Here is a 21542-nt window from a genome sequence, read left to right as displayed (position 1 = left end):
GTAGCTGGCCGCTCTTGTAAGGCTCACACGTCAGTTCATCTTCACGCCGGCCGTCCACCGCGACGGCGTCGTACAGGCCAGGTGCCGGTCGGCCACACGCCGAGGGAGAGGCCATGAACTGCAAGACACAGGTTGCCCTGGCGGCCGGAGCCGGTTATCTGCTCGGGCGCCAGCGCAAACTTCGCTGGGGCCTGCTACTGGCCGCGGCCGCCATGTCCGGCCGGCTCACCCGGCCCGGTGCGCTGCTGGACCACGGCCTTCGCGCCCTGAAGTCGACGCCGGAGGTCGGCAAGCTCGGCGAGATGGGCGCACCGCTGGTCTCGGCCGCGAAGGACGCCGCGCGAACCGCTGTCACCGGCCGGATCGGCTCGCTCAGCGACCGGCTGCGCGAACGGGCCGGCAAGGTCGCCGAGGAGCCGGAGCCCGAGGAGGAGGAAGAGGAGGAGCCCGAGGAGACCCCCGCCCGCCGGGCACGCGCCGCCGGTGGCGCCCGCCGCCCGCGGCCGAAGGCCCAGGAGCCGGACGAGGACGAGTACGACGAGAACGAGGACGAGGACGAGGACGAGGACGAGGAAAACGAGGACGAAGAAGAGGACCGGGACAAGGACGAGGACGAGGAGCTGGTGACGGCCGGCCGGCGACGGGGTCGCCGTCCGCCGGTGCGCCGACGCGGAGAGGGTTAACGGACCATGGCTGGACAAGCGAGTGGGCGAGCCACGAGCGGCTTCGGCGAGAAGCTCGGCCAACTGCTGGTGGAGCAGCTGCAAGGACTGGCGGCGGCCGCCGGGCGCCGCGCGATCAATGCGGTCGGCAAGCGGGTCGGCTCGGTGACGGATCGCCTGACCGAGTACGCCGGCCAATCGGGCGGACCCAAGGTCAAGGCCGCCGCGGCCGGTGCCCAGAAGCTCGCCGAGGGCAAGTCACCGGCCCGGGCGGCGCTCTCCGGCGGGTTCACCGGCATCAAGGAGAAGGTCAAGGGCCTGTTCGGCCGGGGCAACAAGCCCAAGAAGCTGAAGCTCACCAACATCGAGGAGACCCAGGACGTCGGCGTGCCGGTGAAGGTCGCCTACAACCAGTGGACGCAGTTCGCCCAGTTCCCGAGCTTCATGAAGAAGGTCGAGAGCGTCGAACAGCAGTCGGATGAGAAGAACACCTGGAAGGCCCAGGTCTTCTGGTCGCATCGCACCTGGGAGGCCACGATCGTCCAGCAGATCCCGGACTACAACATCGTCTGGCGTTCGAAGGGGGCCAAGGGCCACGTCGACGGCTCGGTCACCTTCCACGAGCTTGCGCCGAACCTGACGCGAATCATGCTGGCGATGGAGTACCACCCGCAGGGTCTGTTCGAGCGCACCGGAAACCTGTGGCGCGCCCAGGGCCGCCGGGCCCGGCTGGAGTTCAAGCACTTCCGGCGGCACGTCATGACGCAGACGGTCATGAACCAGGAGGACGTCGAGGGCTGGCGCGGCGAGATCCGCGACGGCCAGGTCGTGAAGGACCACGAGACCGCCCTGCGCGAAGAGGAGGAAGCCGAGAAGTCCAAGGAGCAGAAGCCCGAGGAGTCCGAGGAGCAGAAGCCCGAGGAGACCGAGGAAGGCGAAGAGGGCGAAGAGCCCGAGGAAGGCGAAGAGGGCGAAGAGCCCGAGGAAGGCGAAGAGGGCGAAGAGCCCGAGGAAGGCGAAGAGGGCGAAGAGCCCGAGGAAGGCGAGGAAGGCGAAGAGGGCGAGGAAGGCGAGGAAGGCGAGGAAGGCGAGGAGCCCGAAGAAGAGCGGGACGAAGCAGAGGAGGAGAAGCCGCCCGTACGGCCGCGGCGACGGACGGAGCGCCCCGAGCGCCCCGAGCGCCCCGAGCGCCCCGAGCGCCCCGAGCGCACCGAGCGCCCCGAGCGCCCCGAGCGGGCTGAGCGGGCGAGGCGGGCGGAGCGGCCCGCGCGGACCCGGCGGCAGCCGAGCAACGGCGATCGGAGGAGTTGACGATGAGCACGTCCTTGCAGCCGCGCGGCGGCGCGGGCATCGAACGGCCGACCTCGACGTCGCTGGCCGAGGTGATCGACACGATCCTCGACAAGGGACTCGTCATCGACGCGTACGTGCGGGTCTCGCTCGTCGGCATCGAGCTGCTGACCATCGACGCCCGCATCGTGGTGGCCAGCGTCGACACCTATCTGCGGTTCGCCGAGGCGGTCAACCGGCTGGACATCTCCCAGGAGAAGGCCGGGCTGCCGGAGCTCGTGGGGGACATGGCCCAGGGCGGCGCCAAGCACAAGGTGAAGGGCAGCGCGCAGGGCGTGCTCGAGGCGGCCGGCGAGAAGGTGCGCGACATCCTCGAACCCGACGAGGAGCCCGAGCGGGCGCCCCGCCGGCGGCGACGGGAGGGAGACTGACATGGCGGCCGTCACCGGCGTCTACGTCTACGGCATCGTCCCGGCCGACGTCGAAGCGGACCCCGCGGCCCGCGGCGTCGGCGGCGACTCGACCCCCGTCACGGTGGTGCGCCACGGGCGGATCGGGGCCCTGGTGAGCGAGCTGAACCTCGACCGTGCGCTCGGCACGCCCGACGACCTGCTCGGTCACGAGGCGCTGCTGGACGCGACCGCCGCCGTCGTGCCGGTGCTGCCGGTGCGCTTCGGGGCGGTGGTGACGGACCGGCAGGCGGTCATCGACGAGCTGCTCGCGGCCCACCACGACGAGTTCGACTCGGCGCTGCGGCAGCTGGACGGCAAGGCGCAGTACGTGGTCTCCGCCCAGTACGTGCAGGACACGGTGCTGCAGGACGTGCTCGCGGAGGACCCGCGGATCCGGCAGCTGCAGGCGGCGGTCCGCGGCCGGCCGGAGGAGGCGGTCCACGGCGAGCGGATCGCCCTCGGCCAGGCCGTCAACGAGGCCATCGAGGCGCGCCGGCAGACGGACGGCCGGGCGCTGGCCGAGGCCGTCGCGCCGCTGGCCGCCGGCGTCGTCACCCGCGAGGCGACCGGTGAGTACGAGGCCGCCACGGTGGCCGTGCTCACCGGCGTGGACCGGGAACGCGACCTGGTCCGGACGGTCGAGAAGCTGGCCGCGGACCGGGAAGGAAAGATCACCATCCGGCTGCTGGGTCCGATCGCGCCGTACGACTTCGTGTCGGACCTGCGCCCGGGAGAGTGACGGAGATTGGCGGAGATCGATCATGGGCCTCATCACCGCAATCCTGACCGCCCCGCTCGCGCCGGTGCGGGTGGTGGTCTGGGCCGGCGAACTGATCCGGGACCAGGTCAACCACGAGTTGTTCGACCCGGGCGTGATCCGGCGCCAGATCCAGCAGATCGACGAGGCCCGCGCCGCCGGGCGGATCGACCCCGCGGAGGCCGACCGGCGCCAGCAGGAGCTGATCAGCCGCCTGCTGGGGCCGGTCGGCAACCCCGAGGAGGAGGGCTGAGCCGTGCGCGGTTCCCGTGACGACAACCACGGCAAGGACGACGACCGGTACACCTACGACGACGAAGGCGAGCCGCTGGCGCCGGGCACGATCGCCGCGACGGCCATGCGCGACGTCGCCGAGCTGACCGGCAAGTCGCCGTCGGGCATCACCGCCCTGGAGCCCGACGACGACGGCGGCTGGCTCGTGGAGATCGAGGTCGTCGAGGACCGCCGCATCCCGTCGTCCGGCGACATGCTGGCGACCTACCGGGCCCAGGTCACCGCGGACGGTGAACTGACCGGGCTGCGGCGCATCCGGCGCTTCTCGCGCGGCAAGGGCGACTCGGAGGTGGGCTGAGATGCGCCAGAATCAGCGCTCGGAGTCCGTGCTCGCCTCCGGCGCCGCCCGCACGCCGGCCGCCGCCGGGCCCCAGCCGGCGAACCTCGGGGACATCCTGGAGCGCGTCCTCGACCGCGGCATCGTCATCGTCGGCGACATCCGGGTGAGCCTGCTCGACATCGAGCTGCTCACCGTGAAGCTGCGGCTGGTGGTCGCCTCGGTCGACACGGCCCGGCAGATGGGCATCGACTGGTGGGAGCACGACCCGTGGCTCAGCTCGCAGTCCCGCAAACCGCTCGCGCCCGGCGCCGTGACCGCAGAGCTGGAGGAGGGCGACGGGGAGGCCGGGGATGCGTGACGGAGTCTGGCTGCACGCCGTGGCGCGTGACCTCGAGCCCGGCGCCGTCGACGGCCTCGCCGGGGTCGCCGGCGGCGCCGTGCGCACGGTCGCGGCCGGGGCTCTCGCCGCGGCCGTCTGCCCCGTCGACCTCGCCGAGTTCGGGGAGGAGGCGCTGCGCCGCAACCTCGAGGACCTCGCCTGGCTGGACCGGGCGGCCCGGGCCCATCACGCCGTCGTGGCCGCGCTCGCGCGCGAGCACGCCGTCGTCCCGGCCCGCCTCGCCACCGTGTACCACGACGACGCCGGCGTCCGCGAGATGCTCCGGCAGCGCCGGGAGGAGCTCGAAGCGGTCCTGGACCGGGTCGGCGGCCGGGCCGAGTGGGGCGTGAAGATGTACGCCGAACCGCCCGCATCCCCGCCCGACGAACCCAACGGCCCGGCCGCCGGCCGCCCCGGCACCGCCTACCTGGAGCGCCGCCGGGCCCGGCTGACCGCCGACGACGTGTGGCGGCAGCGCGCCGCCGAGGGGGCCGAGGCGACGCACCAGGCCCTCGCCGCCGACGCCGCGGCGGCGCGCCGGCACCCGCCCCAGGACCACCGGCTGTCCGGCCGCTCCGAGACGATGGTGCTCAACGGCGCCTACCTGGTCGACCGGAGCCGGGCCGGCCCGTTCGCCGACCTCGTCGCCGCCCAGGCCGCCCGCCACGCCGAGCTGCGCCTGGAGCTCACCGGGCCCTGGCCGCCGTACTCGTTCACCAGCACGGAACCGGCACCGCCATGACCTCGGACTCCGTCATGCGCTCCCAGCCGGTGTCGCTCGTCGACCTGCTCGACCGGGTGCTCGGCGCCGGCGTCGTCATATCCGGCGAGGTGACCCTGTCGATCGCCGGCGTCGATCTGGTCTACATCTCGCTGCGCGCCCTCGTCGCATCGGCCGCCACCGTCGCACCGCGACAGGTAGAGGGCGGCGCACCGCGACAGGTTGAGGCCGGCGCAAGGCGACAGACCGACGCTGCAGCGCCACGACGGCCATGACCGCCTTCGGTGAGCACGAAGGCCGAGGCGAAGGCGCCCCACCCCCGGCCCGCCGGCAACGGATCGAGGTCGACCGCGACGCCGTCGAGCGCGGCTTCGCCAGCCTGGTGCTCACCGTCGTGGAGCTGCTGCGGCAGCTGATGGAGCGGCAGGCGCTGCGCCGCATCGACGTCGGGGACCTCAGCGACGACCAGATCGAGGAGATCGGGGCCACGCTCATGGCCCTCGAGGAGCGCATGGACGAGCTGCGCGAGCACTTCGGGCTCTCGGCCGAGGACCTCAACATCGATCTCGGGCCGCTCGGGCCGCTGCTGCCCGACCCGCCCGGCGACCCCGGTGCTCGGCCCCCGCGGCCGTGAGCCGCGGCTGAGACCGCCACCGCAGACCGTCACCGAAGGCCGTGTTCGAGGGCCCGGCCGGCGGCCTCGGTACGGGTCGCGACGCCGAGCTTCGCCAGGATCCGCGCGACATGCGTGTTCACCGTGTGCACGCTCACGAACAGCTCCGCGGCGATCTCGGCGTTGGAGCGGCCGCGGGCCAGCACGCGCAGCACGTCCAGCTCGCGGGCGGTCAGGCCGAAGCCGCCCGGCGCCGGCTCGGCCGGGGCGCCGTCGAGCCGGCCGCGGTGGGCCAGGTCGTCGAGGCGCGCCAGCAGCGGCGCGGCGCCGAGGTCGGTGGCGATCGCACGCGCCTCGGCCAGCCGGGAGCGGGCCCCGGGCCGGTTGTTCGACGCCAGCGCGCGGGCCGCGGCGTCGGCCAGCACCAGCGCGGTCTCGTGGCGCTGGCCCAGCTCCCGCCACGCCGCGGCCGCCCGGTCCCAGGCCGGCAGCTCGTCGGCGGTCATCGCCGCGACGGTGAGGCGATGGGCGTCCAGCCCGTGCGCGGACAGCGCGCTGAGCTCGGCGAGGCGGGCCGCGACCGCGTCGGCGACCCGGCGGTTGCGCGGGGCCGCGGCGCGCCGGGCCCGCTGCAGCCGCGCGCCGGCCACGGCGAGGCGCACGGCCTGGGGCGGCATCCACGACTCCCGGGCCGCCGGGAGGTGCTCGGCCAGGATGTCGTCGGCCGCCTCGTACTCGCCCCGCCCCGAGGCCCACTCGAGGCGCTGGACGGCGATGTCGGCCTTCAGCTCCTCGGCCCCGGCCGCGTGCGTGGCGAACTCGACCAGCTGGCGCAGCAGCACCTCGAGGCGGTCGGTCCGGCCGCGGGCGGCGGCGATGCGGGCGGCGACCAGGCGCAGGGCCGCGGCGTACAGCGGCGGCGGCCCCTCCGCGAGCGCGTCCTCGACGATCGCCATGGCCTCGTCCCAGCGGCCCAGCGCCTCCAGATTCTCCGCCTGCGCCTTGGCGAGCATGGTGCCGCGGGAGCGGGCGTGGCCGAGGCGTTCGGCCGCCGCCCGGCCCTCCTGCGCCAGGTCGGCCGCGTCGGCGTACCGGCCGTCGGCGCCGAGCCGCAGCGCCTCCCACTGGAACGTGGTCAGGTAGGTGTGCTCGTCGCCGGCCTGCCGGGCGAGGCGGCGGGCGGCGGCGAAGTCGCCTCGGTCGCCGCGCAGGGTGGCCAGCACGAGCAGTGCCGGGGCCCGCAACGCGTCCTCGTCGAGCTCGTCGGCGATGCGCAGGGCCTCGGTGGCCGCCGCCCGGCTCTCGCCCGACCGGTGGCCGCCGATGCCGACGAACGCGAGGGCCGACAGCAGCTCCGCGCGCAGGCCCGGCGGGGCGCCCGGCGGCAGGAGCGCCACCGCGGCCGCGAGGTCGTCGGCGCCGGTGCCGTCGACGCGCTGCCGCAACCGCCCGCGCAAACCGAGCAGCCGCGCCGCCCGATCCGGCTCGGCGGCCCGGTCGAGCTCGTCGAGGGCGTCCGTGGCCAGGGCGATGCCGCGGGCGGAGCGGCCCGCCGCGAACGCCGCCCGGGCGGCCTGCTCGAGGACGTCGCCGCGCTCGAGGCCGGTCTCGGCGGCTGCCGGGCCGGCGGGGTCCCACTGCCGCAGGATCAGGCCGAGCAGGTGCAGCCGTTCGTCGTGGGCGTGCTGGCGCTCGGCCCGGGCGGCGGCGCGCCACGCGGCCGGCAGGGCGGCGGCGGGCTCCCCGGCCGCGGTCCAGTGCTCGGCGAGCGCGGCCCCGTCGGGCTCGTGATCCGCCAGCGCGACCGCGAACCGGCGATGCAACCGCCGCCGCTCCCCCGGCAGGAGCGCGTCGTGGACCGCCTCGCGAAGAACGTCGTGCCGGATTTCGTACCGCTCGTCGCGCGCCGACACCAGGCGCCGCTCGGCGAGATCGTGCAGGGCGCGGCCGAGCTGGACGGGCGGGAGGGCGGTGACGGATTCGAGCACCGATTCGACCGTACCGCCGCCGGAAACGGCCAACGCGGACAGCAGCTCGCCGAGGGGCTCCGGCAGGTCCGCGACGCGGGCGAGCAGCAGTTCGCGCAGGGAGGCCGGGGCCTCGCCCGCCTCGCTGAGCGCCTCCACGAACAGCGGGTTGCCGCCGCTGCGCCCGTGGATGCGGCGGACGCGCTCGGGCTCGGGCGGGCGGCCGTCGATGGCCGCGAGCAGCTCGGCGACCTGCGGCGCGGCGAGCGGCTCGAGCGGCAGCCGCACGACGTCGGGTCGGCGCCCGAGCTCGGCGAGCAGGCGCCGGTCCGGGGTGCCGCCGGCGCGTGACGTGCCGACCAGCAGGACGGACCCGGCGGCGTTGCGGGCGAGGTACGCGAACAGCTCCCGCGTGGACGCGTCGGCCCAGTGCAGGTCCTCGACCACGAGCACGAGCGGCCGCGCCTCGGCGACGCGCCCGGCGAGCGCGAGAACCTCCTCCAGCAGCCGGGTCCGGGCGTAGCCGGCCGGCGCCGGGCCGAGGCCGGGCAGCCAGTCGCCGAGGGCGGACCCGTCGACGGGCAGCAGCGCCCGGACGGCGTCGAGGCCGAGATGGCGCACGAGGTCACGGACGACGGCGACGAACGGCACGTAGGGTGCGCCCTCGGCGCCGAGCTCCAGGCAGGCGCCGGTGAGCACCAGCGGGTCGCCGGGCAGGTCCCGCAGCGCGTCGCCGACCAGGCGGGACTTGCCGATGCCGGCCTCGCCGGTGATGAGCACGGTGACCGGCGCCCGCTCGTACGCCGAGCGCAGCACGGCGGTCTCGGCCGCGCGCCCGACCAGCACCGGACTGACGACCGCCATGCCCCACCTCCCCGCGATCCCGGGAAATCCCGGGCTCGATGTCATCAAGTCTGGCGACGACCCGATGCCGCCTCGCGGGAGAACCTATCGAACATGACACAGCACCGGCGCGTCGTCGCCAACATCGCCCTCTCCCTCGACGGTCGCGTGGCCGGCCGGGGCGGGGACTTCGACATGGCCTGGATCGTCCCGCACGCCGTGAGCCCGGGCGCCCGCGCCCACATGGTCCGCGTGACCGGCACGGCCACCACCGCGCTGCTCGGCCGCAAGAACTACCAGGGCTTCGCCGGCTTCTGGCCGGCCGTCGCCGACGACGAGAACGCGCACGCCGACGACCGCACGTTCTCCCGCTGGCTCAACGAGGTCGAGAAGGTCGTCTTCTCCACGACGCTGACCGAGGTCGAGTGGGACAACGCCCGCCTCGCCGGCACCGACCCGGTCACCGCCGTGCGGCAGCTGCGCGACCAGCCCGGCGGCGACATCATCGTGCTCGCCAGCAGCAGCGTCATCCGGCGGCTGCTCGACGCCGACGAGGTCGACCGGCTCAGCGTGACGCTGTGCCCGGAGCTGGTCGGCGGCGGCGCCCGCCTGTTCGACGACGCACCGGCGGGCTCCTGGCGGCTCGCGGACAGCACCGCGACCGAGAGCGGCGCGCTGTGCCTGCTCTACGACCGCGCCCGGAACCAGTGAGGGAGACCGCCACGGCCGCCTGATCGTGGCCGAGGCCGCTGACGGGCGCGGGCGCTCAGTCGAGGCAGAACTCGTTGCCCTCGATGTCCCGCATCACGATGCACGACTCGTTGTAGTCGTCGGCATACAGGGTTTCCTGGTGTACGGCGCCGAGCGCGACCAGCCGCGCGCACTCGGCCTCGAGGGTGGCGAGCCGCTCGGCGCCCACGAGGCCGGTGCCGGCCCGCACGTCCAGGTGCACCCGGTTCTTGACGACCTTGCCCTCGGGGACGCGCTGGAAATACAGCCGCGGCCCCACACCGGCGGGGTCGACGCAGGCGAACCCCGCGCCCTGACGCTCGAGCGGCCGCGAGCGGTTGAACTCGTCCCAGGAGGCGAACCCGCTCGGCGGCGGTGCCGCATAGCCCAGCACCGCACACCAGAACCGGCCCACGCGCTCGGGATCCGCGCAGTCGAAGGTGACCTGGAACTCTTTGCCCGACGTCATCGGCCAACCTTATCGGCCGCCCTGGTCACGCGATGGCGACGGCCGCGGCCGCGTGCAGCACCGTCAGCGGCGAGGCGCCCGTGATCATCGTCCACCTGCGCCGGGCGACGCCGATCGCCGCGTCGCCGGCCTGGGACGCGGCGGGGCGCGCCGGGGTCGAGCAGCTGGTCCGCGACCTCGCGCTGGTCGTCAGCGCGGAGTCGGTGTTCGCCCTGACGGACCTGTGCGGCCTGTCCCCCGACGACGCGATCGCGAGCCTCGAGCACGCCCAGCAGCGTGGCCCTCTCCCCCCCGGGCCGGCCCATGCGGGCCCGAGGTCCTTCGTCCGGCGGCGCTCGACACCGGGCTGCCGCACTGGATCGGCAGCGCGGGCGACCAGCCGGCGGAGGTGCTGACGCTCTTCGGCGCCCAGGGCGAGCGCGCGCACCTCTGAGCGTCAGGCGGCCGGGGCCTCCAGGCCCTGCAGCACCATCGCGGCGAACTGCCGGGCGACCTCGTCCACGCTGAGCGGGCCGCTGACGTTCAGCCATTGGTACGCCCACGCGCACATCCCCACGAGCCCGAACGTCGCGATCCGCGGGTCGACGTCCGCCCGGAACGCGCCCCGCGTCACGCCGTCGGCCACCATCCCGGCGAACGCGGCCTCGACCAGATCCCGCTTGCGGGTCACCTCGGCGAAGAGGTCGCCGGTGAGGTACCGCCGCTCCTGGTAGAAGATCGTGACGTGGCCGCGGTATTCAGCCACGCTGGTCAGGCTGAAGCGGATCAGCTCGGACACGCGGGTCTTCGGGTCGTCGCTGCCGGACTCGATCTTCTTGATCGCGGTCAGCTGCGCCTCCAGGTATTCCTCCTGGATCGTGCGCAGCAGGTCGTCCTTGCTCTCGAAGTGGTGGTAGAACGCGCCCTTCGTCAGCTGCGCCCGATCGGCGATCTCCTGCACCGAGGTGCGGTCGAAGCCCTGGCGCTCGAAGAGCTCCAGGGCGCTGTCGATGAGCGACCGGCGCGTGTTCTCCGGGTCGTAGCCGCCGGGCCAGCGCTGCCGGCGGCGGGTGGACTCGGGCCGTGTAGACGTCGTACGGGCCACCGACGGCCTCCCCTCTTCCTGCCGACTCAGCGTACCGTCCGGTCGGAAGGATATCTCTCGGGCCGCGCGACGCAACCCCCGAACTTGGCCGACGTTCACGATAGACGATGGCTTGATCGACGTCAGTCAACTACCCTGGCGCGCTGCAACCCGGGCGCGGCCCTCGGCCGTCTGGTAGGTGTGCGCCTTGCGACTTCCGGCCTGCTGATCGCCGCGGTACTGCTCCTGCTCGGCACCACCGCCCGCGACAGCAACCGCGTGAGCCCGGCCGCGAGCCCTTCGGCCCCCGCGGTTCCCGCGACCCCGGTGGCCGTCGCGCCCCCGTCCCCCACGCCCTCGGCGAGCCCGTCGGCCCCGCCGGTGTTCCACGACGGCGACGGGCCGGTCGGCTCGTTCCTCACCACCCGCAGCCAGTCGGTCGCGCTGACCTTCGACGACGGGCCGGACCCGATCAACACCCCGAAGCTGCTGGCCCTGCTGCGGGAGCGGCACATCCACGCCACGTTCTGCATGGTCGGCTTCCGGGTCCGCGACCGGCCCGACCTCGTGCGGGCCATCTACGCCGACGGGCACACGCTGTGCAACCACTCGTGGCAGCACCTGCTGAACCTCGCCCAGCGCGACGACGCGTACATCGACTGGGACCTCAAGCACACCAACGACATGATCCACGCGGCGGTCGGGGCCGACGCGCCGATCCGGTACTTCCGCGCACCCGGCGGCAACTTCACGCCCGCGCTCGTGGCCAAGGCGCGCTCGCTCGGCATGGATTCGATCTACTGGGACGTGGACCCGCGCGACTGGGAGCACACGCACGACAGCAACGCCTCGGCGCACATCTCGCGCGTGGTGAACGAGGTGCAGCGGCACACGCGGCCGGGCTCGATCGTGCTGTCGCACGACAACGGGCAGCCGAACACGATCACGGCGTACCAGTACCTGCTGCCCTGGCTCCAGGAGCGCTTCACGCTGGAGGGCCTGCCCGTCTCGGGACTGTAGCGGTGGGGCTGACCCTCCTCGACGCACGGGGGTCACCGGTACTGTGCGCCAGTCCGAAGTTCGACAGGCTGAGCGCATGCCAATCAGCCGTCGCACCCTCCTGCGGGCCACCACCGCATCGGCGTTCGTCCCTATGCTCGGCGTCGTGGACGAGCCGGACGATCTCATCGAGCTGCGCCGCGATCTGCACCGCCATCCCGAGACCGCCGGGGAGGAGCGCTACACCGCGGCCGTGGTCGCGCGCCGCCTGCGCCACGCGGGCCTCGACGTCACCACGGGCATCGGCGGCCACGGCGTCGTCGGCGTGCTCCGCGGGGCCGGACGGGGCCGGACCGTCGCCTATCGCGCGGACATGGATGCGGTACCGCCCCAGGACCAGATCGCCGGCGGACCCACCCCCGCGCACCTGTGCGGGCACGACATCCACACCACGATCGGCGTGGGCGTCGCCGAGGCCCTGGCGCGCGGGCGCCGACGGCTCGCGGGCACCGTCGTCTTCGTGTTCCAGCCCGGCGAGGAGGCGCTCACGGGCGCGGCCGCGATGCTCGCCGACCACGTCCTGGAGCACACCCGCCCGGAGGAGATCCACGCCCTGCACTGCGGCCCGTTCCCGCTCGGCGACTTCGTGGTCATGCCCGGCACCGGCATGCCGGGCCAGGACCACGCGACCGTGACCGTCGAGGGGCCCGGCGCCGCCGAGCGCGCGGCGTCGCTGGCCGCGGCGATCAACGGGCTCGGCACCGTGCGCCCGCCGGCGAACCCGGCCGAGCTGGAGCGGCTGGTCGCCGAGATCCTGACGCCGGACGGGCCGCTGGCCGAGTTCGTGTTCATGAACGCGTCGGCGAACGGGGCGCAGGTCCGGGTGTCGTACCGGTGCTGGCCCGAGGCGCGCTGGACGGCGGTCCGCCAGGACATCGACCGCCTGGCCGCCGCGGCCGGCCCGGCGACGGTCGACCACCCGGCCGAGCCGTTCCCGGCGATGGTCGTGCCCGAGGCCGGCGCCCGGGCGGTGGAGCGGTACCTGCGCCGGAGCGTGGGCGACGACCACGTCGAGGTCATGCACGCCGCGGTCCCGTTCAACGGCGAGGACTTCGGCCTGTTCCTGCGGCGGATACCGGGCACGTACTCGTTCCTCGGCGTGCGCCGCCCGGGCGCGCCGATCGAGACGGCGTACCCGCACTTCGGGGCGTTCGACCCGGACGAGCGCGCCATCGCCCGCGGCGTCCGCGCGATGTCGGGCTGGCTGGCCCACCGCACCGCCCGCGCCCACGGGCCGCACGACTGACGACCCGGCCGGCTCAGCCCTTGACGCTGCCGGGGGTCGCGCCGTAGACGAGGCGCAGGATCGCGTCGGTGAGGGTGTCGAGCAGTTCGTCCTCGTCGTAGGCGCCCGGGTCGGCGTAGGCGTCGGCGAACGTCATGCTGCGCAGGTGCATGGCCATCTTGGCGAGCAGGTCGGGCGGGCCGACGACCGTCCGGCCCGCCCGCGCGTCGCGCTCGATGCGCTTGCTGAACAGCGTGCAGCCCTCGTCCAGCAGCCGGTCGCGGACGTGCCGCACCTCGGGGCCGGGGTCGGGGGTGATGAAGGCCTCCCGCAGCCAGCGCCCGTCGACCTTCCAGCGGGCCAGCCCCGCGGCGAGGCCCCGGCGCAGCGCGCCCCGGTCGAGCCCGTCGGAGGCGAGCCACTCGGCCATCTCCAGGTCGGCCTCGGCGAGCCGCTGGTCGACGAGCGCGGCGAGCAGCGCCTGCTTGGACTCGAAGTAGAAGTAGAAGCCGGACCGCGCGATGCCGGCCGCCCCCGCCAGGTCGTCGATCGTGACCTGACTGATCGGCTTGTCCCGGAACACGTCCCGGGCGGCGTCGACCAGGGCCTGCTCCCGCTGGTCGCCCTTGGTGGGAGCGCGGCGGCTCTTGATGGCTGGCACGGCGTCGACTGTACCGTCCGCCGAGTGTAATCGACACCGCATCCTTTATTTTCGACACCGTGTTGAAAATCCTGGGCGACGCGTCTACGTTCGGGCGGTGATCCTCAGAACGCGCCTCGCACTGCCCGTCGCCTGCTACGTGGTGCTGCTCGTCTCGGCGCTGCAGACCCTGGTCGTCCCGGTCGTCGCCGACATCCGCGCCGATCTCGGCGTCTCGACCAGCGCGGCCTGCTGGGTGGTGACCGCCAACCTGCTCGCCGCCGCGGTGTTCACCCCGATGCTCGGCCGGCTCGGCGACCTGTACGGCCGCCGCCCGGTGATGCTCGGCGTGCTGAGCCTGGTGCTGCTCGGCTCGGTGCTCGCCGCCACCACCTCCAGCCTTGCGCTGCTGCTCGCCGGCCGGGTCGCCCAGGCGGCCAGCTTCGGGCTCTTCCCTCTGGCCATCGGCGTGCTGCGCGAGGGGTGCCGCCACAGCGGCTGACCGGCGCGATGGCCCTGGTCAGCGGCATGCTCTCGATCGGCGCCGGGTTCGGCCTCGTGGTGACCGGGCTGCTGATGCGCCACGGCGGCAACTACCACGAGCTGTTCTGGCTCTCCACGGCGCTGACCGCGGTCGGCCTGGCCGGCGTCTGGCGGCTGCCCCGCCGCCCGGGCGCGGCGACCGGCCGCCTCGACTGGGCCGGCGCCGCGCTGCTCGGGCTCGGCCTGGTGCTGCTGCTCCTGCCGCTGGAGGAGGGCAACGGCTGGGGCTGGGGCTCGGCCCGGGTGCTCGGCTCGCTGGCCGCCGCCGTCGTGGTGCTGGCCGTCTTCGTCCTGTTCGAGCGGCGGGTCAGGCACCCGCTGGTCAGTCCGCGGATGCTCAGCCACCGCCCGATCGTGGTGGCCAACGCGGCCGGCCTGTTCCTCGGCTTCGCGATGTTCGCCGTCTTCCTCGCCGTCTCCGCGCTGGTGCAGACGCCGCACGCGGTCGCCGGCTACGGCTTCGGCGCCTCGGTGCTCGCCGCCAGCCTGGTCTACCTGCTGCCGGGCACGGCCGGCGGCGTGATCACCGCGCCGCTCGGCGGCCGGCTGGTCGCCCGGTTCGGCGCGAAGCCGACGCTGGTGATCGCGGCGGTCCTGGCCGGCGCCGGCTTCGCGATGCTCGCGGTGCTGCACTCGGCGACGTGGGAGGTCATCGTGGGGGCCCTGGTGGTCAACACGGCGGTCACGTTCGGCTACGCGGCCCTGCCCGCGCTCCTCATCGCCCACGTCGAGCCGGCCGAGACCGGGATCGCCAACAGCGTGAACTCGATCGCCCGCTCGGTCGGCATGTCGCTGGGCACCGCGTTCGTGGTCACCATGATGACCCGCAACCCGATCCCGGGCCCGGTCCCGCTGCCCCGGGAGGCGCAGTTCGTGACCGTCTTCGTGATCGGCGCGGTGCTGGCCGCGATCGCCGCCGTCGTGGTCGGCTGGGCCCTGCCGCGGGCCCGGCCGGTCCCGCTCACCGTGGCCGAGGTGGAGGCCGACGACGTGCTCGGCGCCGCCGGGCTGGAGGTCCCGGTCCGGCGCTGAGCACGTCGCCGCCGCTCGGCCGATGGCCGGGCGGTGGATGTTCGCCCCGTTGGCGCCGGCGGTGGTGGCCCGGACCGTGACCCGGCCGCCGCCGGACCGCGGGGCGGTGAACGAGGTGGTGCTCCAGGTGCCCCCCGAGCCGGCCGGTTGGTGCGCGCCGCCACCGGCCCGGTCCCGTAGGCGGCATCTACCCTGACGCCATGCGTACGAGCCGTCATTGCGTGAAGTGCCAGTGCCCGCGCCTGTGGCAGGTCAACCCCTTCATGATTCCCGACAACGACAGCAGCAACGTCGTCCTGCCGCTGCCGGGCGTCTCCCGGCTGCACTCCGGCGCGGCGGCCGGGGCGGAGCTGCGCCGGCGCCTCGAGGCCGGACGCTTCGAGGTGTGGATCTGCACCGCGTGCGGATACACGGAGTGGTACGCCTTCGAGGTCAACGAGGCGCTCGCGCGGATCTCGCAGCATCCCCAATCGGGCGTCTTCTACCACGACGCCGGCGCGTAGGCATCGCCCGCAGCCGGCGCGGCAGGACCGTGAATCATCGCCATTCGCCGCTCTGGACATTCCCCGCCGAATACCCGATAGCACTGTGAGATCTTTACGAACCTCGATCTCTCCATCTACGCTCTGGTGCATCTCAGGCGGCGCCGAAGACGCAATTTTTCGTTGACGTCAGTCAATGCGTCGACGGTGGCCATCTCGAATAGGCCTGTGCGAGGACGCCATGAGCGACAGTGCGACAGCGCACCCCGAGGTGCGGGAGTATCCGTTCGAGGTCTTTCGCGGCGATCTGCCCGGCGAGCTGCTGCGCATGGTCGAGCACGACAAGGTGAGCCGGGTCCGGCTCCCCGACGGCCGGCTGGTCTGGCTGGTGCTCGGCTACGACGAGGTGAGCACGGTGATGACCGACGTCCGGTTCCGCCGCCGCGGCGGGGCCTACGACACCGGCTCCGCGGCCGAGGCCGGCTGCCCGGTGCGCGACCTGAGCATGGACGGGCCGGCCCACACCGAGCTGCGGCGCCTGGCCGGGCGCGCCTTCACCGCGCGGCGGATCGACGCGTACCGCCCGCGCATCCAGGCGATCACCGACGAGCTGCTGGACGCGATGCAGCGGCGGGGCAGCCCCGGCGACCTCGTGGCCGATCTCGTGGTACCGCTGCCCGCGATCGTCATCTGCGAGCTGCTCGGGGTGCCGGCCGCCGACCGCGAGCGGTTCGCCGAGTGGGACCGGGCGCTCATGGCGGTGAACACCCACGCCGCGACCGAGACCGCCGACCCCACCATCGCGATGCGCGCCTACCTGCGGCAGCGGCTCGCCGAGAAGCGGGCGGCGCCCGGGCCGGACCTGTTGTCGGCGTGGGCCGAGGCGCAGGCCGAGGACCCCTCACTGACCGACGAGGAGATCGTCGGGCTGGCCGTCACCGTGCTCGTCGGCGGCCGGGAGATCGGCTCGATCAGCGCGGGGATGCGGGCGCTGTTCCAGCATCCGCAGGTGATGGAGCGGCTGCGGGACGAGCCCGCCCGGCTGCCGGCGGCGGTCGACGAGCTGCTGCGGTACACCTCCCTCAGTCCGACGTTCCTCGAACAGACGGTCATGGCGCCCGTCGAGCTCGGCGGCGTCGCGCTGCGCCCGGGTGACGTGGTGATGCCGTTGCCGTGGGCGGCGAACCGCGACCCCGGGAAGTTCCCGCGCCCGGGCGAGCTGGACATCGACCGGTCCCCCAATCCGCACATCACGTTCGGGGTGGGCCCGCACTTCTGCCTCGGCGCCGCGCTGGGCCGGGTCGAGATCGAGACGGCGATCGGCTCGCTGCTGCGGCGCTTCCCGACGCTGCGCCCGGGGGTGCCGATCGACGAGCTGCCCTGGCGGCACGAGCGGATCAACTGCGGGCTGTCCGCGTTCCCGATCGCATGGTGAGCGCCGGCGGCCCGGCCGAGCGGCTGCGGGACCTGGCGGACCTGGGCGGCCCGTACGCCGTCCGCGTCGCGGCCACCCTGCGGCTGGCGGACCTGATCGCGGCCGGCCTGCGCTCGCCCGCCGAGCTCGCGGCGGCCACGGACACCGACGCCGATGCGCTCGGGCAGCTGCTGCGCTACCTCACCGGCCGAGGCGTCCTCGCCCAGCCGGAGCCGGAGCGCTTCGAGCTGACCGAGGTGGGGCGGCTGCTGTGCGGCAGCGGCCGGCGGGAGTGGCTGGACCTCGACGGGCTCGGGTTCCGCATGGACCTGGCCTACGCCGGGCTGCTGCACGCGGTGCGCACCGGCGAGCCCGGGTACGCCGCCGTACACGGGCGCACGCTGTGGGAGGACACCGACGCCGACCCCGCCCACCGCCGCGTCTTCGACGAGCTGATGCGGGCCGAGCAGCGGCGCACCGCGCCCGAGGTCGCCCGCCTCTACGACTGGTCCGGGGTCGGCGAGGTCATGGACGTCGGCGGGGGCAACGGCGGACTGCTGGCCGAGGTGCTGGCGAAGCACGGGCATCTGCGCGGTGTCCTGCTGGATCGCCCCGCCTCCGCGCCGGCGGCCGCGGCGACCTTCGCCGAGCTGGGCGTCGGCGACCGGGCGAGGTTCACGGCCGCGAGCTTCTTCGAACCCCTGCCGTGCGCCGCGGACGTCGCGGTGGTCTCCCGGGTGCTGTCCGACTGGCCCGACGAGGCCGCCCGCGCCATTCTCGGCCACTGCGCCGCGGCCGCCGGACGGGTGCTCATCGTGGAAGTCCTGCGCACCGGCCCGCACTACGACCTGAACATGCTCGTCACCGTCGGGGGCCGGGCCCGCGGCGTCGCCGACTTCGACCGGCTCGCCCGCCGCGCCGGTCTCACGCTCGCCCGGACGCTGCACGGCGACGGCGGGCTGGTGCTGCTCGAGTGCGTCCGATGAGGCGGAGGTGCGCTGCATGACGATGCTCGCTCACGCGAACTCCGGCCGTCCGGAGCAGCCCGCGTTCGAGCGGCGGCTCCGCGACGAGCTGCACCGGCGCTGGCCCGCCGGCGCCGACGAACTGGACGCGCTGGCGCGCTACGCGCTGCTGCCGCCGGGCAAGCTGCTGCGCCCGCTGCTGGCCCTCGCCTGCGCCGAGGCGGTGGGCGGCGTCGCCGACGACGTGGTGCCGGCGGCGCTCGCCCTGGAGTACCTGCACGTCGCGACGCTGGTGCACGACGACATCATCGACGCCGACGACGTGCGGCGGTCGCGCCCGGCGCTGCACGCCGCGCACGGGCTGCCCGACGCCATCGTCGCGGGCGACCACCTGATCTTCGCCGCGTTCTCGGCCATCGGCGAGTGCCGCCCGGCGAGTGCCGCGACGGCCGCCGCCACGGCACTCGCCGCCGCGGGGTCGAGCCTGTGCCGCGGCCAGGTGCTCGAGGCCCGGCTGGCCGGGGACCCCGCGGCCGGCGTCGAGGCGTACCTGACCGTGGCGGCGCTGAAGACCGGCGCGCTGTTCCGGGCGGCGTGCCGGATCGGGGCGCTGCTCGGCGGCGCGGACGCCGGGCGGGCCGACCGGCTCGGGGAGTACGGCGAACTGCTCGGCATCGCCTTCCAGATCCGCGACGACGTGCTCGCGTGCACGCTCGGGCCCGAGGCCACGGGCAAGCCCGCGACCAGCGATCTGGCCAACGGCCGGCCGACCCTGCCGGTGCTGCTCGCCTACGAGGCCGCCGACCCGGCCACCCGCCGCCGGCTCGCGGCCGCCCTGGCCCGGCGTTCGGCCGGCCCGGGCGAGCTCGCCGAGTTCCGCGCCATGCTCGTCGCCACCGGCGGGCTGGACCGGGCCCGGGCGCGGGCCGCCGGCTACGGGGAGCAGGCGCTCGCCCGGCTGGACACGCTCGAGCCGTCGGCGAGCCGCGACCTGCTGGCGTCGGCGGCCGCCTGGGCCGCGGGAGCCGGGCGATGAGGCGCCTGCGCACCGCGGTGCTCGCGCACGTGCAGACCTGGCGGCCGTACACCGTGTGGTACGTCGGCCTGCTCGGGCTGGCCGGCGCCGGGCTGGCCGGGGAGCGCCGGCCGCTGTGGCTGGTCGTCGCGTGGGCCATCCCCACGCTGGGCTGGCTCGGCGGGCACTACCTCAGCGACTGGTTCGACCGCGACCTCGACGCCGTCAGCAAGCCGCACCGGCCGATCCCGTCCGGCCGCCTCCCCGCGCGCACGGCGCTCGTGTGGGGCAGCACGGCGATGCTCGCCGTCGCGGTACTGGCCGTCGTCGGCGGCTGGCCGACCGCGGTCGTGGCCGCGTGCGCGGTCGCCGCCGTCGTCGCCTACGGCCTGCACCTCAAGGCGTCCGGGCTGGGCGGCAACCTCGTCCGCGGCCTGCTCGGGGCGCTCACCCTGCTGTTCGGCGCCGCCGTCGTGCCGATGTTCGACCGGCGGGTGCTCGTGTTCGCGGTCGCGTTCTGGCTGCACGACTGCGCGTCGAACCTGGTCGGCACCCTGCGCGACGTGGCCGGGGACGCGGCCGGCGGCTACCGGACCCTCCCCGTGCGGCACGGGACCCCGGCCGCGGTGTGGACCTCGGTCGCCTGCTACGCCGCGGCCCTGGTCGCGGCCGCCGCCGGCGCGGGGCCGGGGCACCTGGTGCCGCTGGCCGCCGTCGCGGCCGCCGGCGCGGTCGCGCTCGCCCCGCTGGTCGCCCGGCGCCGGGCGCTGCCGGTTCGGGTCGCCCTGCGCGCCCACGAGGTGCTGGTGCTGGAGCGGCTGGGCCTGGCCGCCACCGTCGTCGCGCTCGGGCTCGGCGCGACGGCGGCCGTGGCCCTGCTCGTGCCGATGGCCGCGCTGACCTGGTGGACGCAGCGGCGAATGCGGACATGGTACGAGCTGGGCCCGGCCGAGCGGCCCGCGGAAAGGACGGCCGATGTCTGACCAGCGCCGGCAACGCGTCCGCCGGGCCATCGCCGCCGGCGCCGAGGAGCTGTTCGGCCGGCAGCGCGACGACGGCGCGTTCGGCGACGACCCGCCCGCCTCGATCCTGGGCACCGCGGGCGCGATCACCGCGCTGCGGGCCGCGGACCCGTCCGGCTCGGCCGAGCTGGTCGCGGCCGGGGCGGCCTGGCTGCGCGGCGTGCAGCACGACGACGGCGGCTGGGGCGGCGTCGTCGGCGCCGGCAGCGAGGCGGTCGCGACCTCCGTCGCGGCGGCGGCCCTGCACATCGTCGCGCCGGATACCAGCGCCGCCGCGGTCGAGGCCGGGCGGGCCGCGCTGGCCGCGCTCGGCGGGGTCGGGGCGGTGACCGATCCGGCGGTCGCGCACCTCTGCGGGCAGTTCCAGGTGCTCGCCGGGTTCGCCCCGGCGGCGAGCCTGCGCCGCCTCCCGCTCGAGGTGGTGCTGGCCGACCCGGTGCGCCGGCGACGGATCTCGTTCCGGACCGCGCCGTTCGTCGGGCTGGCCCTGATGCAGGCCGCCGTGGACCCGCCCGGTCCGGTGCGCCGCCTGACCAACCGGGCGGCCGTGCCCGCCGCGCTGCGCCTGCTCGCGGCGGTGCACGACCACGAGCGCCGCACCGGCGCGTTCAGCGCCGACCCGTGGCCGGCCGCGCTGGTGTGCCTCGGCCTCGCGCACGCGGGGCTGGCCCCGGACATCGTCGCCGCGATCGCCGGGTTCCTGCGCCGGTCGGTGCGGCCCGACGGCTCCTGGGACGCCGTGGCCAACCTGGACCTGACCCGCTCGGCGTTCGCGTCGACCGGGCTGATCGCCGCGGGCTACGGCGCCGACCCCCGGCTGGCCCGCACCCGCGACCTCTTCCACCGCACCCGGCAGCGCGACGCCTTCACGGTGCTGGACTGCCCGGCCGGCGGGTGGAGCTTCTCCGACGCGCACGGCTGGCCGGTCACGCTGGAGTCCGCCGAGATCCTGACCGCGCTGGCCGGCCTCCCCGGCCGTGACGAGGACGCGGTGCTGCGCGACGGGCTCGCCTGGCTGGTCGGCCGCCAGGACGCCCGCGGCTCGTGGAGCCTGTGGGTGCGCGACACCCGGCTCGCCAACGACGGCCCCTGCCCGGCCATCACCGCCCAGGGCGTCGTCGCGCTGCTCGAGTCCGGCCGGCCGGCCGGTGACCCCGCGGTGCGGGCGGCCGTGGACTGGCTGGAGAGCCGGCAGGCGTCGGACGGCACGTTCGAGAATCTGTGGTACCGCGACCACACCTCCGGCACGGCGATGGTGCTCGGCGCGCTCGCGATGGCCGGGCGCGGCGGCGGTCCCGTGGCGCTGGCCGCCGCCGGGTGGCTGCTGTCCACCCAGTGCGCGGACGGCTCCTGGGGCGCGGGCGACGGTTCGGCCGGCACCGTGGAGGAGACCGCGTGGGCGCTGCCGGCGCTGCTCGCGGCCGGCGTCGACCCCGGCTCCGACGCGATCCGGCGCGGCACCGACTGGCTGCTGGACGCCCAGCGCCCGGACGGCGGCTGGCCCGCGAGCCGGGTCTGCGCCTACATCCGCCACCACATGTACTACCCGAACGGCGCGATCACCCGCGGTCTCGCGCTGCGGGCCCTCGCCGCGGCGGCCGGGGGCGCCGGGGGTCCGGCATGAGC

At 75.0% G+C, this 21542-nt stretch carries 23 protein-coding genes and 2 pseudogenes; 21 read left to right on the top strand and 4 right to left on the bottom strand.

Annotated features, from left to right (window positions below):
• The first annotated feature begins 113 nt into the window (after positions 1 to 113).
• The 10 genes from ACQP1P_RS20695 to ACQP1P_RS20650 are packed head-to-tail and all read left to right on the top strand — an operon-like array spanning position 114 to position 5469.
• A complete protein-coding gene (locus tag ACQP1P_RS20695; protein WP_433088465.1) occupies positions 114 to 683 on the top strand; it encodes a hypothetical protein in 570 nt (189 codons plus the stop codon).
• A gap of 6 nt (positions 684 to 689) precedes the next feature.
• Complete coding sequence (locus ACQP1P_RS20690) at positions 690 to 1973, top strand: SRPBCC family protein (protein ID WP_433088463.1); 1284 nt, start codon at positions 690 to 692, stop codon at positions 1971 to 1973.
• Positions 1974 to 1975: 2 nt separating this feature from the next.
• On the top strand, positions 1976 to 2383 hold the full coding sequence (gvpJ, locus tag ACQP1P_RS20685; protein ID WP_433088461.1) for a gas vesicle protein GvpJ: 408 nt from the start codon (positions 1976 to 1978) through the stop codon (positions 2381 to 2383).
• 1 nt (position 2384) lies between these two features.
• Positions 2385 to 3143, top strand: coding sequence for a GvpL/GvpF family gas vesicle protein (locus ACQP1P_RS20680; protein ID WP_433088459.1), 759 nt, complete (start codon positions 2385 to 2387; stop codon positions 3141 to 3143).
• A 22-nt stretch (positions 3144 to 3165) separates the two neighbouring features.
• A complete protein-coding gene (locus ACQP1P_RS20675; RefSeq protein ID WP_433088458.1) occupies positions 3166 to 3414 on the top strand; it encodes a gas vesicle protein GvpG in 249 nt (82 codons plus the stop codon).
• Positions 3415 to 3417: 3 nt separating this feature from the next.
• The gene (gvpO, locus tag ACQP1P_RS20670; protein ID WP_433088457.1) at positions 3418 to 3753 is read left to right on the top strand and encodes a gas vesicle protein GvpO; all 336 of its coding nucleotides are present in this window, start codon (positions 3418 to 3420) and stop codon (positions 3751 to 3753) included.
• 1 nt (position 3754) lies between these two features.
• Complete coding sequence (gene gvpJ, locus ACQP1P_RS20665; RefSeq protein WP_433088456.1) at positions 3755 to 4093, top strand: gas vesicle protein GvpJ; 339 nt, start codon at positions 3755 to 3757, stop codon at positions 4091 to 4093.
• Positions 4086 to 4856, top strand: coding sequence for a GvpL/GvpF family gas vesicle protein (locus tag ACQP1P_RS20660; RefSeq protein ID WP_433088454.1), 771 nt, complete (start codon positions 4086 to 4088; stop codon positions 4854 to 4856). Before gvpJ (ACQP1P_RS20665) ends, ACQP1P_RS20660 begins: the two co-directional genes overlap by 8 nt.
• Positions 4853 to 5110: a gas vesicle protein gene (locus ACQP1P_RS20655; protein ID WP_433088452.1), complete on the top strand. Its 258-nt coding sequence runs from the start codon at positions 4853 to 4855 to the stop codon at positions 5108 to 5110. The genes ACQP1P_RS20660 and ACQP1P_RS20655 overlap by 4 nt, the downstream gene beginning before the upstream one ends.
• Positions 5107 to 5469, top strand: coding sequence for a gas vesicle protein K (locus ACQP1P_RS20650; RefSeq protein WP_433088450.1), 363 nt, complete (start codon positions 5107 to 5109; stop codon positions 5467 to 5469). The genes ACQP1P_RS20655 and ACQP1P_RS20650 overlap by 4 nt, the downstream gene beginning before the upstream one ends.
• A 29-nt stretch (positions 5470 to 5498) precedes the next feature.
• Here the strand turns inward: ACQP1P_RS20650 and ACQP1P_RS20645 are convergent, their stop codons facing one another.
• Positions 5499 to 8279, bottom strand: a complete 2781-nt coding sequence (locus ACQP1P_RS20645; RefSeq protein ID WP_433088449.1) for an ATP-binding protein — start codon at positions 8277 to 8279, stop codon at positions 5499 to 5501.
• A gap of 93 nt (positions 8280 to 8372) precedes the next feature.
• Between ACQP1P_RS20645 and ACQP1P_RS20640 the strand changes: the two genes are divergently transcribed.
• On the top strand, positions 8373 to 8969 hold the full coding sequence (locus ACQP1P_RS20640; protein ID WP_433088446.1) for a dihydrofolate reductase family protein: 597 nt from the start codon (positions 8373 to 8375) through the stop codon (positions 8967 to 8969).
• A gap of 55 nt (positions 8970 to 9024) precedes the next feature.
• On the opposite strand, the gene ACQP1P_RS20635 is transcribed toward ACQP1P_RS20640, so the two are convergent.
• Positions 9025 to 9456: a VOC family protein gene (locus tag ACQP1P_RS20635; RefSeq protein WP_433088444.1), complete on the bottom strand. Its 432-nt coding sequence runs from the start codon at positions 9454 to 9456 to the stop codon at positions 9025 to 9027.
• 328 nt (positions 9457 to 9784) lie between these two features.
• Here ACQP1P_RS20635 and ACQP1P_RS20630 point away from each other — a divergent pair.
• Positions 9785 to 9889 (top strand): annotated as a pseudogene (locus tag ACQP1P_RS20630) (XRE family transcriptional regulator); the annotation flags it as partial.
• Positions 9890 to 9892: 3 nt separating this feature from the next.
• On the opposite strand, the gene ACQP1P_RS20625 reads toward ACQP1P_RS20630, so the two are convergent.
• Entirely contained in the window at positions 9893 to 10540 is a 648-nt protein-coding gene (locus ACQP1P_RS20625; RefSeq protein ID WP_433088442.1) for a TetR/AcrR family transcriptional regulator, read from the bottom strand.
• A gap of 180 nt (positions 10541 to 10720) precedes the next feature.
• Here ACQP1P_RS20625 and ACQP1P_RS20620 point away from each other — a divergent pair, with 180 nt between their 5' ends.
• Together ACQP1P_RS20620 and ACQP1P_RS20615 are read left to right on the top strand one after the other, a co-directional pair.
• A complete protein-coding gene (locus tag ACQP1P_RS20620; RefSeq protein ID WP_433088441.1) occupies positions 10721 to 11539 on the top strand; it encodes a polysaccharide deacetylase family protein in 819 nt (272 codons plus the stop codon).
• Positions 11540 to 11615: 76 nt separating this feature from the next.
• Complete coding sequence (locus ACQP1P_RS20615; RefSeq protein WP_433088439.1) at positions 11616 to 12824, top strand: M20 metallopeptidase family protein; 1209 nt, start codon at positions 11616 to 11618, stop codon at positions 12822 to 12824.
• A gap of 13 nt (positions 12825 to 12837) precedes the next feature.
• Here the strand turns inward: ACQP1P_RS20615 and ACQP1P_RS20610 are convergent, their stop codons facing one another.
• Positions 12838 to 13464, bottom strand: coding sequence for a TetR/AcrR family transcriptional regulator (locus ACQP1P_RS20610; RefSeq protein ID WP_433088437.1), 627 nt, complete (start codon positions 13462 to 13464; stop codon positions 12838 to 12840).
• Between ACQP1P_RS20610 and ACQP1P_RS20605 the strand changes: the two are divergent.
• From ACQP1P_RS20605 to ACQP1P_RS20575, 7 genes and pseudogenes are all read left to right on the top strand, one after another.
• Positions 13454 to 15018, top strand: a pseudogene (locus ACQP1P_RS20605) (MFS transporter). The gene ACQP1P_RS20610 and the pseudogene ACQP1P_RS20605 sit on opposite strands and share 11 nt — an antisense overlap.
• A gap of 200 nt (positions 15019 to 15218) precedes the next feature.
• Positions 15219 to 15521, top strand: a complete 303-nt coding sequence (locus ACQP1P_RS20600; protein ID WP_433088435.1) for a hypothetical protein — start codon at positions 15219 to 15221, stop codon at positions 15519 to 15521.
• A gap of 220 nt (positions 15522 to 15741) precedes the next feature.
• Positions 15742 to 16935 carry a cytochrome P450 gene (locus ACQP1P_RS20595; protein WP_433088433.1) on the top strand — a complete coding sequence of 398 codons (1194 nt, stop codon included), beginning with the start codon at positions 15742 to 15744 and terminating at the stop codon, positions 16933 to 16935.
• Complete coding sequence (locus tag ACQP1P_RS20590; protein ID WP_433088431.1) at positions 16929 to 17900, top strand: methyltransferase; 972 nt, start codon at positions 16929 to 16931, stop codon at positions 17898 to 17900. Before ACQP1P_RS20595 ends, ACQP1P_RS20590 begins: the two co-directional genes overlap by 7 nt.
• 16 nt (positions 17901 to 17916) lie before the next feature.
• Complete coding sequence (locus tag ACQP1P_RS20585) at positions 17917 to 18915, top strand: polyprenyl synthetase family protein (RefSeq protein WP_433088429.1); 999 nt, start codon at positions 17917 to 17919, stop codon at positions 18913 to 18915.
• Complete coding sequence (locus ACQP1P_RS20580) at positions 18912 to 19877, top strand: UbiA family prenyltransferase (RefSeq protein WP_433088427.1); 966 nt, start codon at positions 18912 to 18914, stop codon at positions 19875 to 19877. The genes ACQP1P_RS20585 and ACQP1P_RS20580 overlap by 4 nt, the downstream gene beginning before the upstream one ends.
• Positions 19870 to 21540: a prenyltransferase gene (locus ACQP1P_RS20575; protein WP_433088426.1), complete on the top strand. Its 1671-nt coding sequence runs from the start codon at positions 19870 to 19872 to the stop codon at positions 21538 to 21540. Before ACQP1P_RS20580 ends, ACQP1P_RS20575 begins: the two co-directional genes overlap by 8 nt.
• Positions 21541 to 21542 lie beyond the last annotated feature (2 nt).

Origin of the sequence: Dactylosporangium sp. CA-052675 (assembly GCF_050947935.1) — a bacterium.
In the GTDB taxonomy this organism is placed as follows: domain Bacteria; phylum Actinomycetota; class Actinomycetes; order Mycobacteriales; family Micromonosporaceae; genus Dactylosporangium.
Note: the sequence above shows the minus strand (reverse complement) of the source record. Positions and strands in the feature narration are given on the sequence as shown.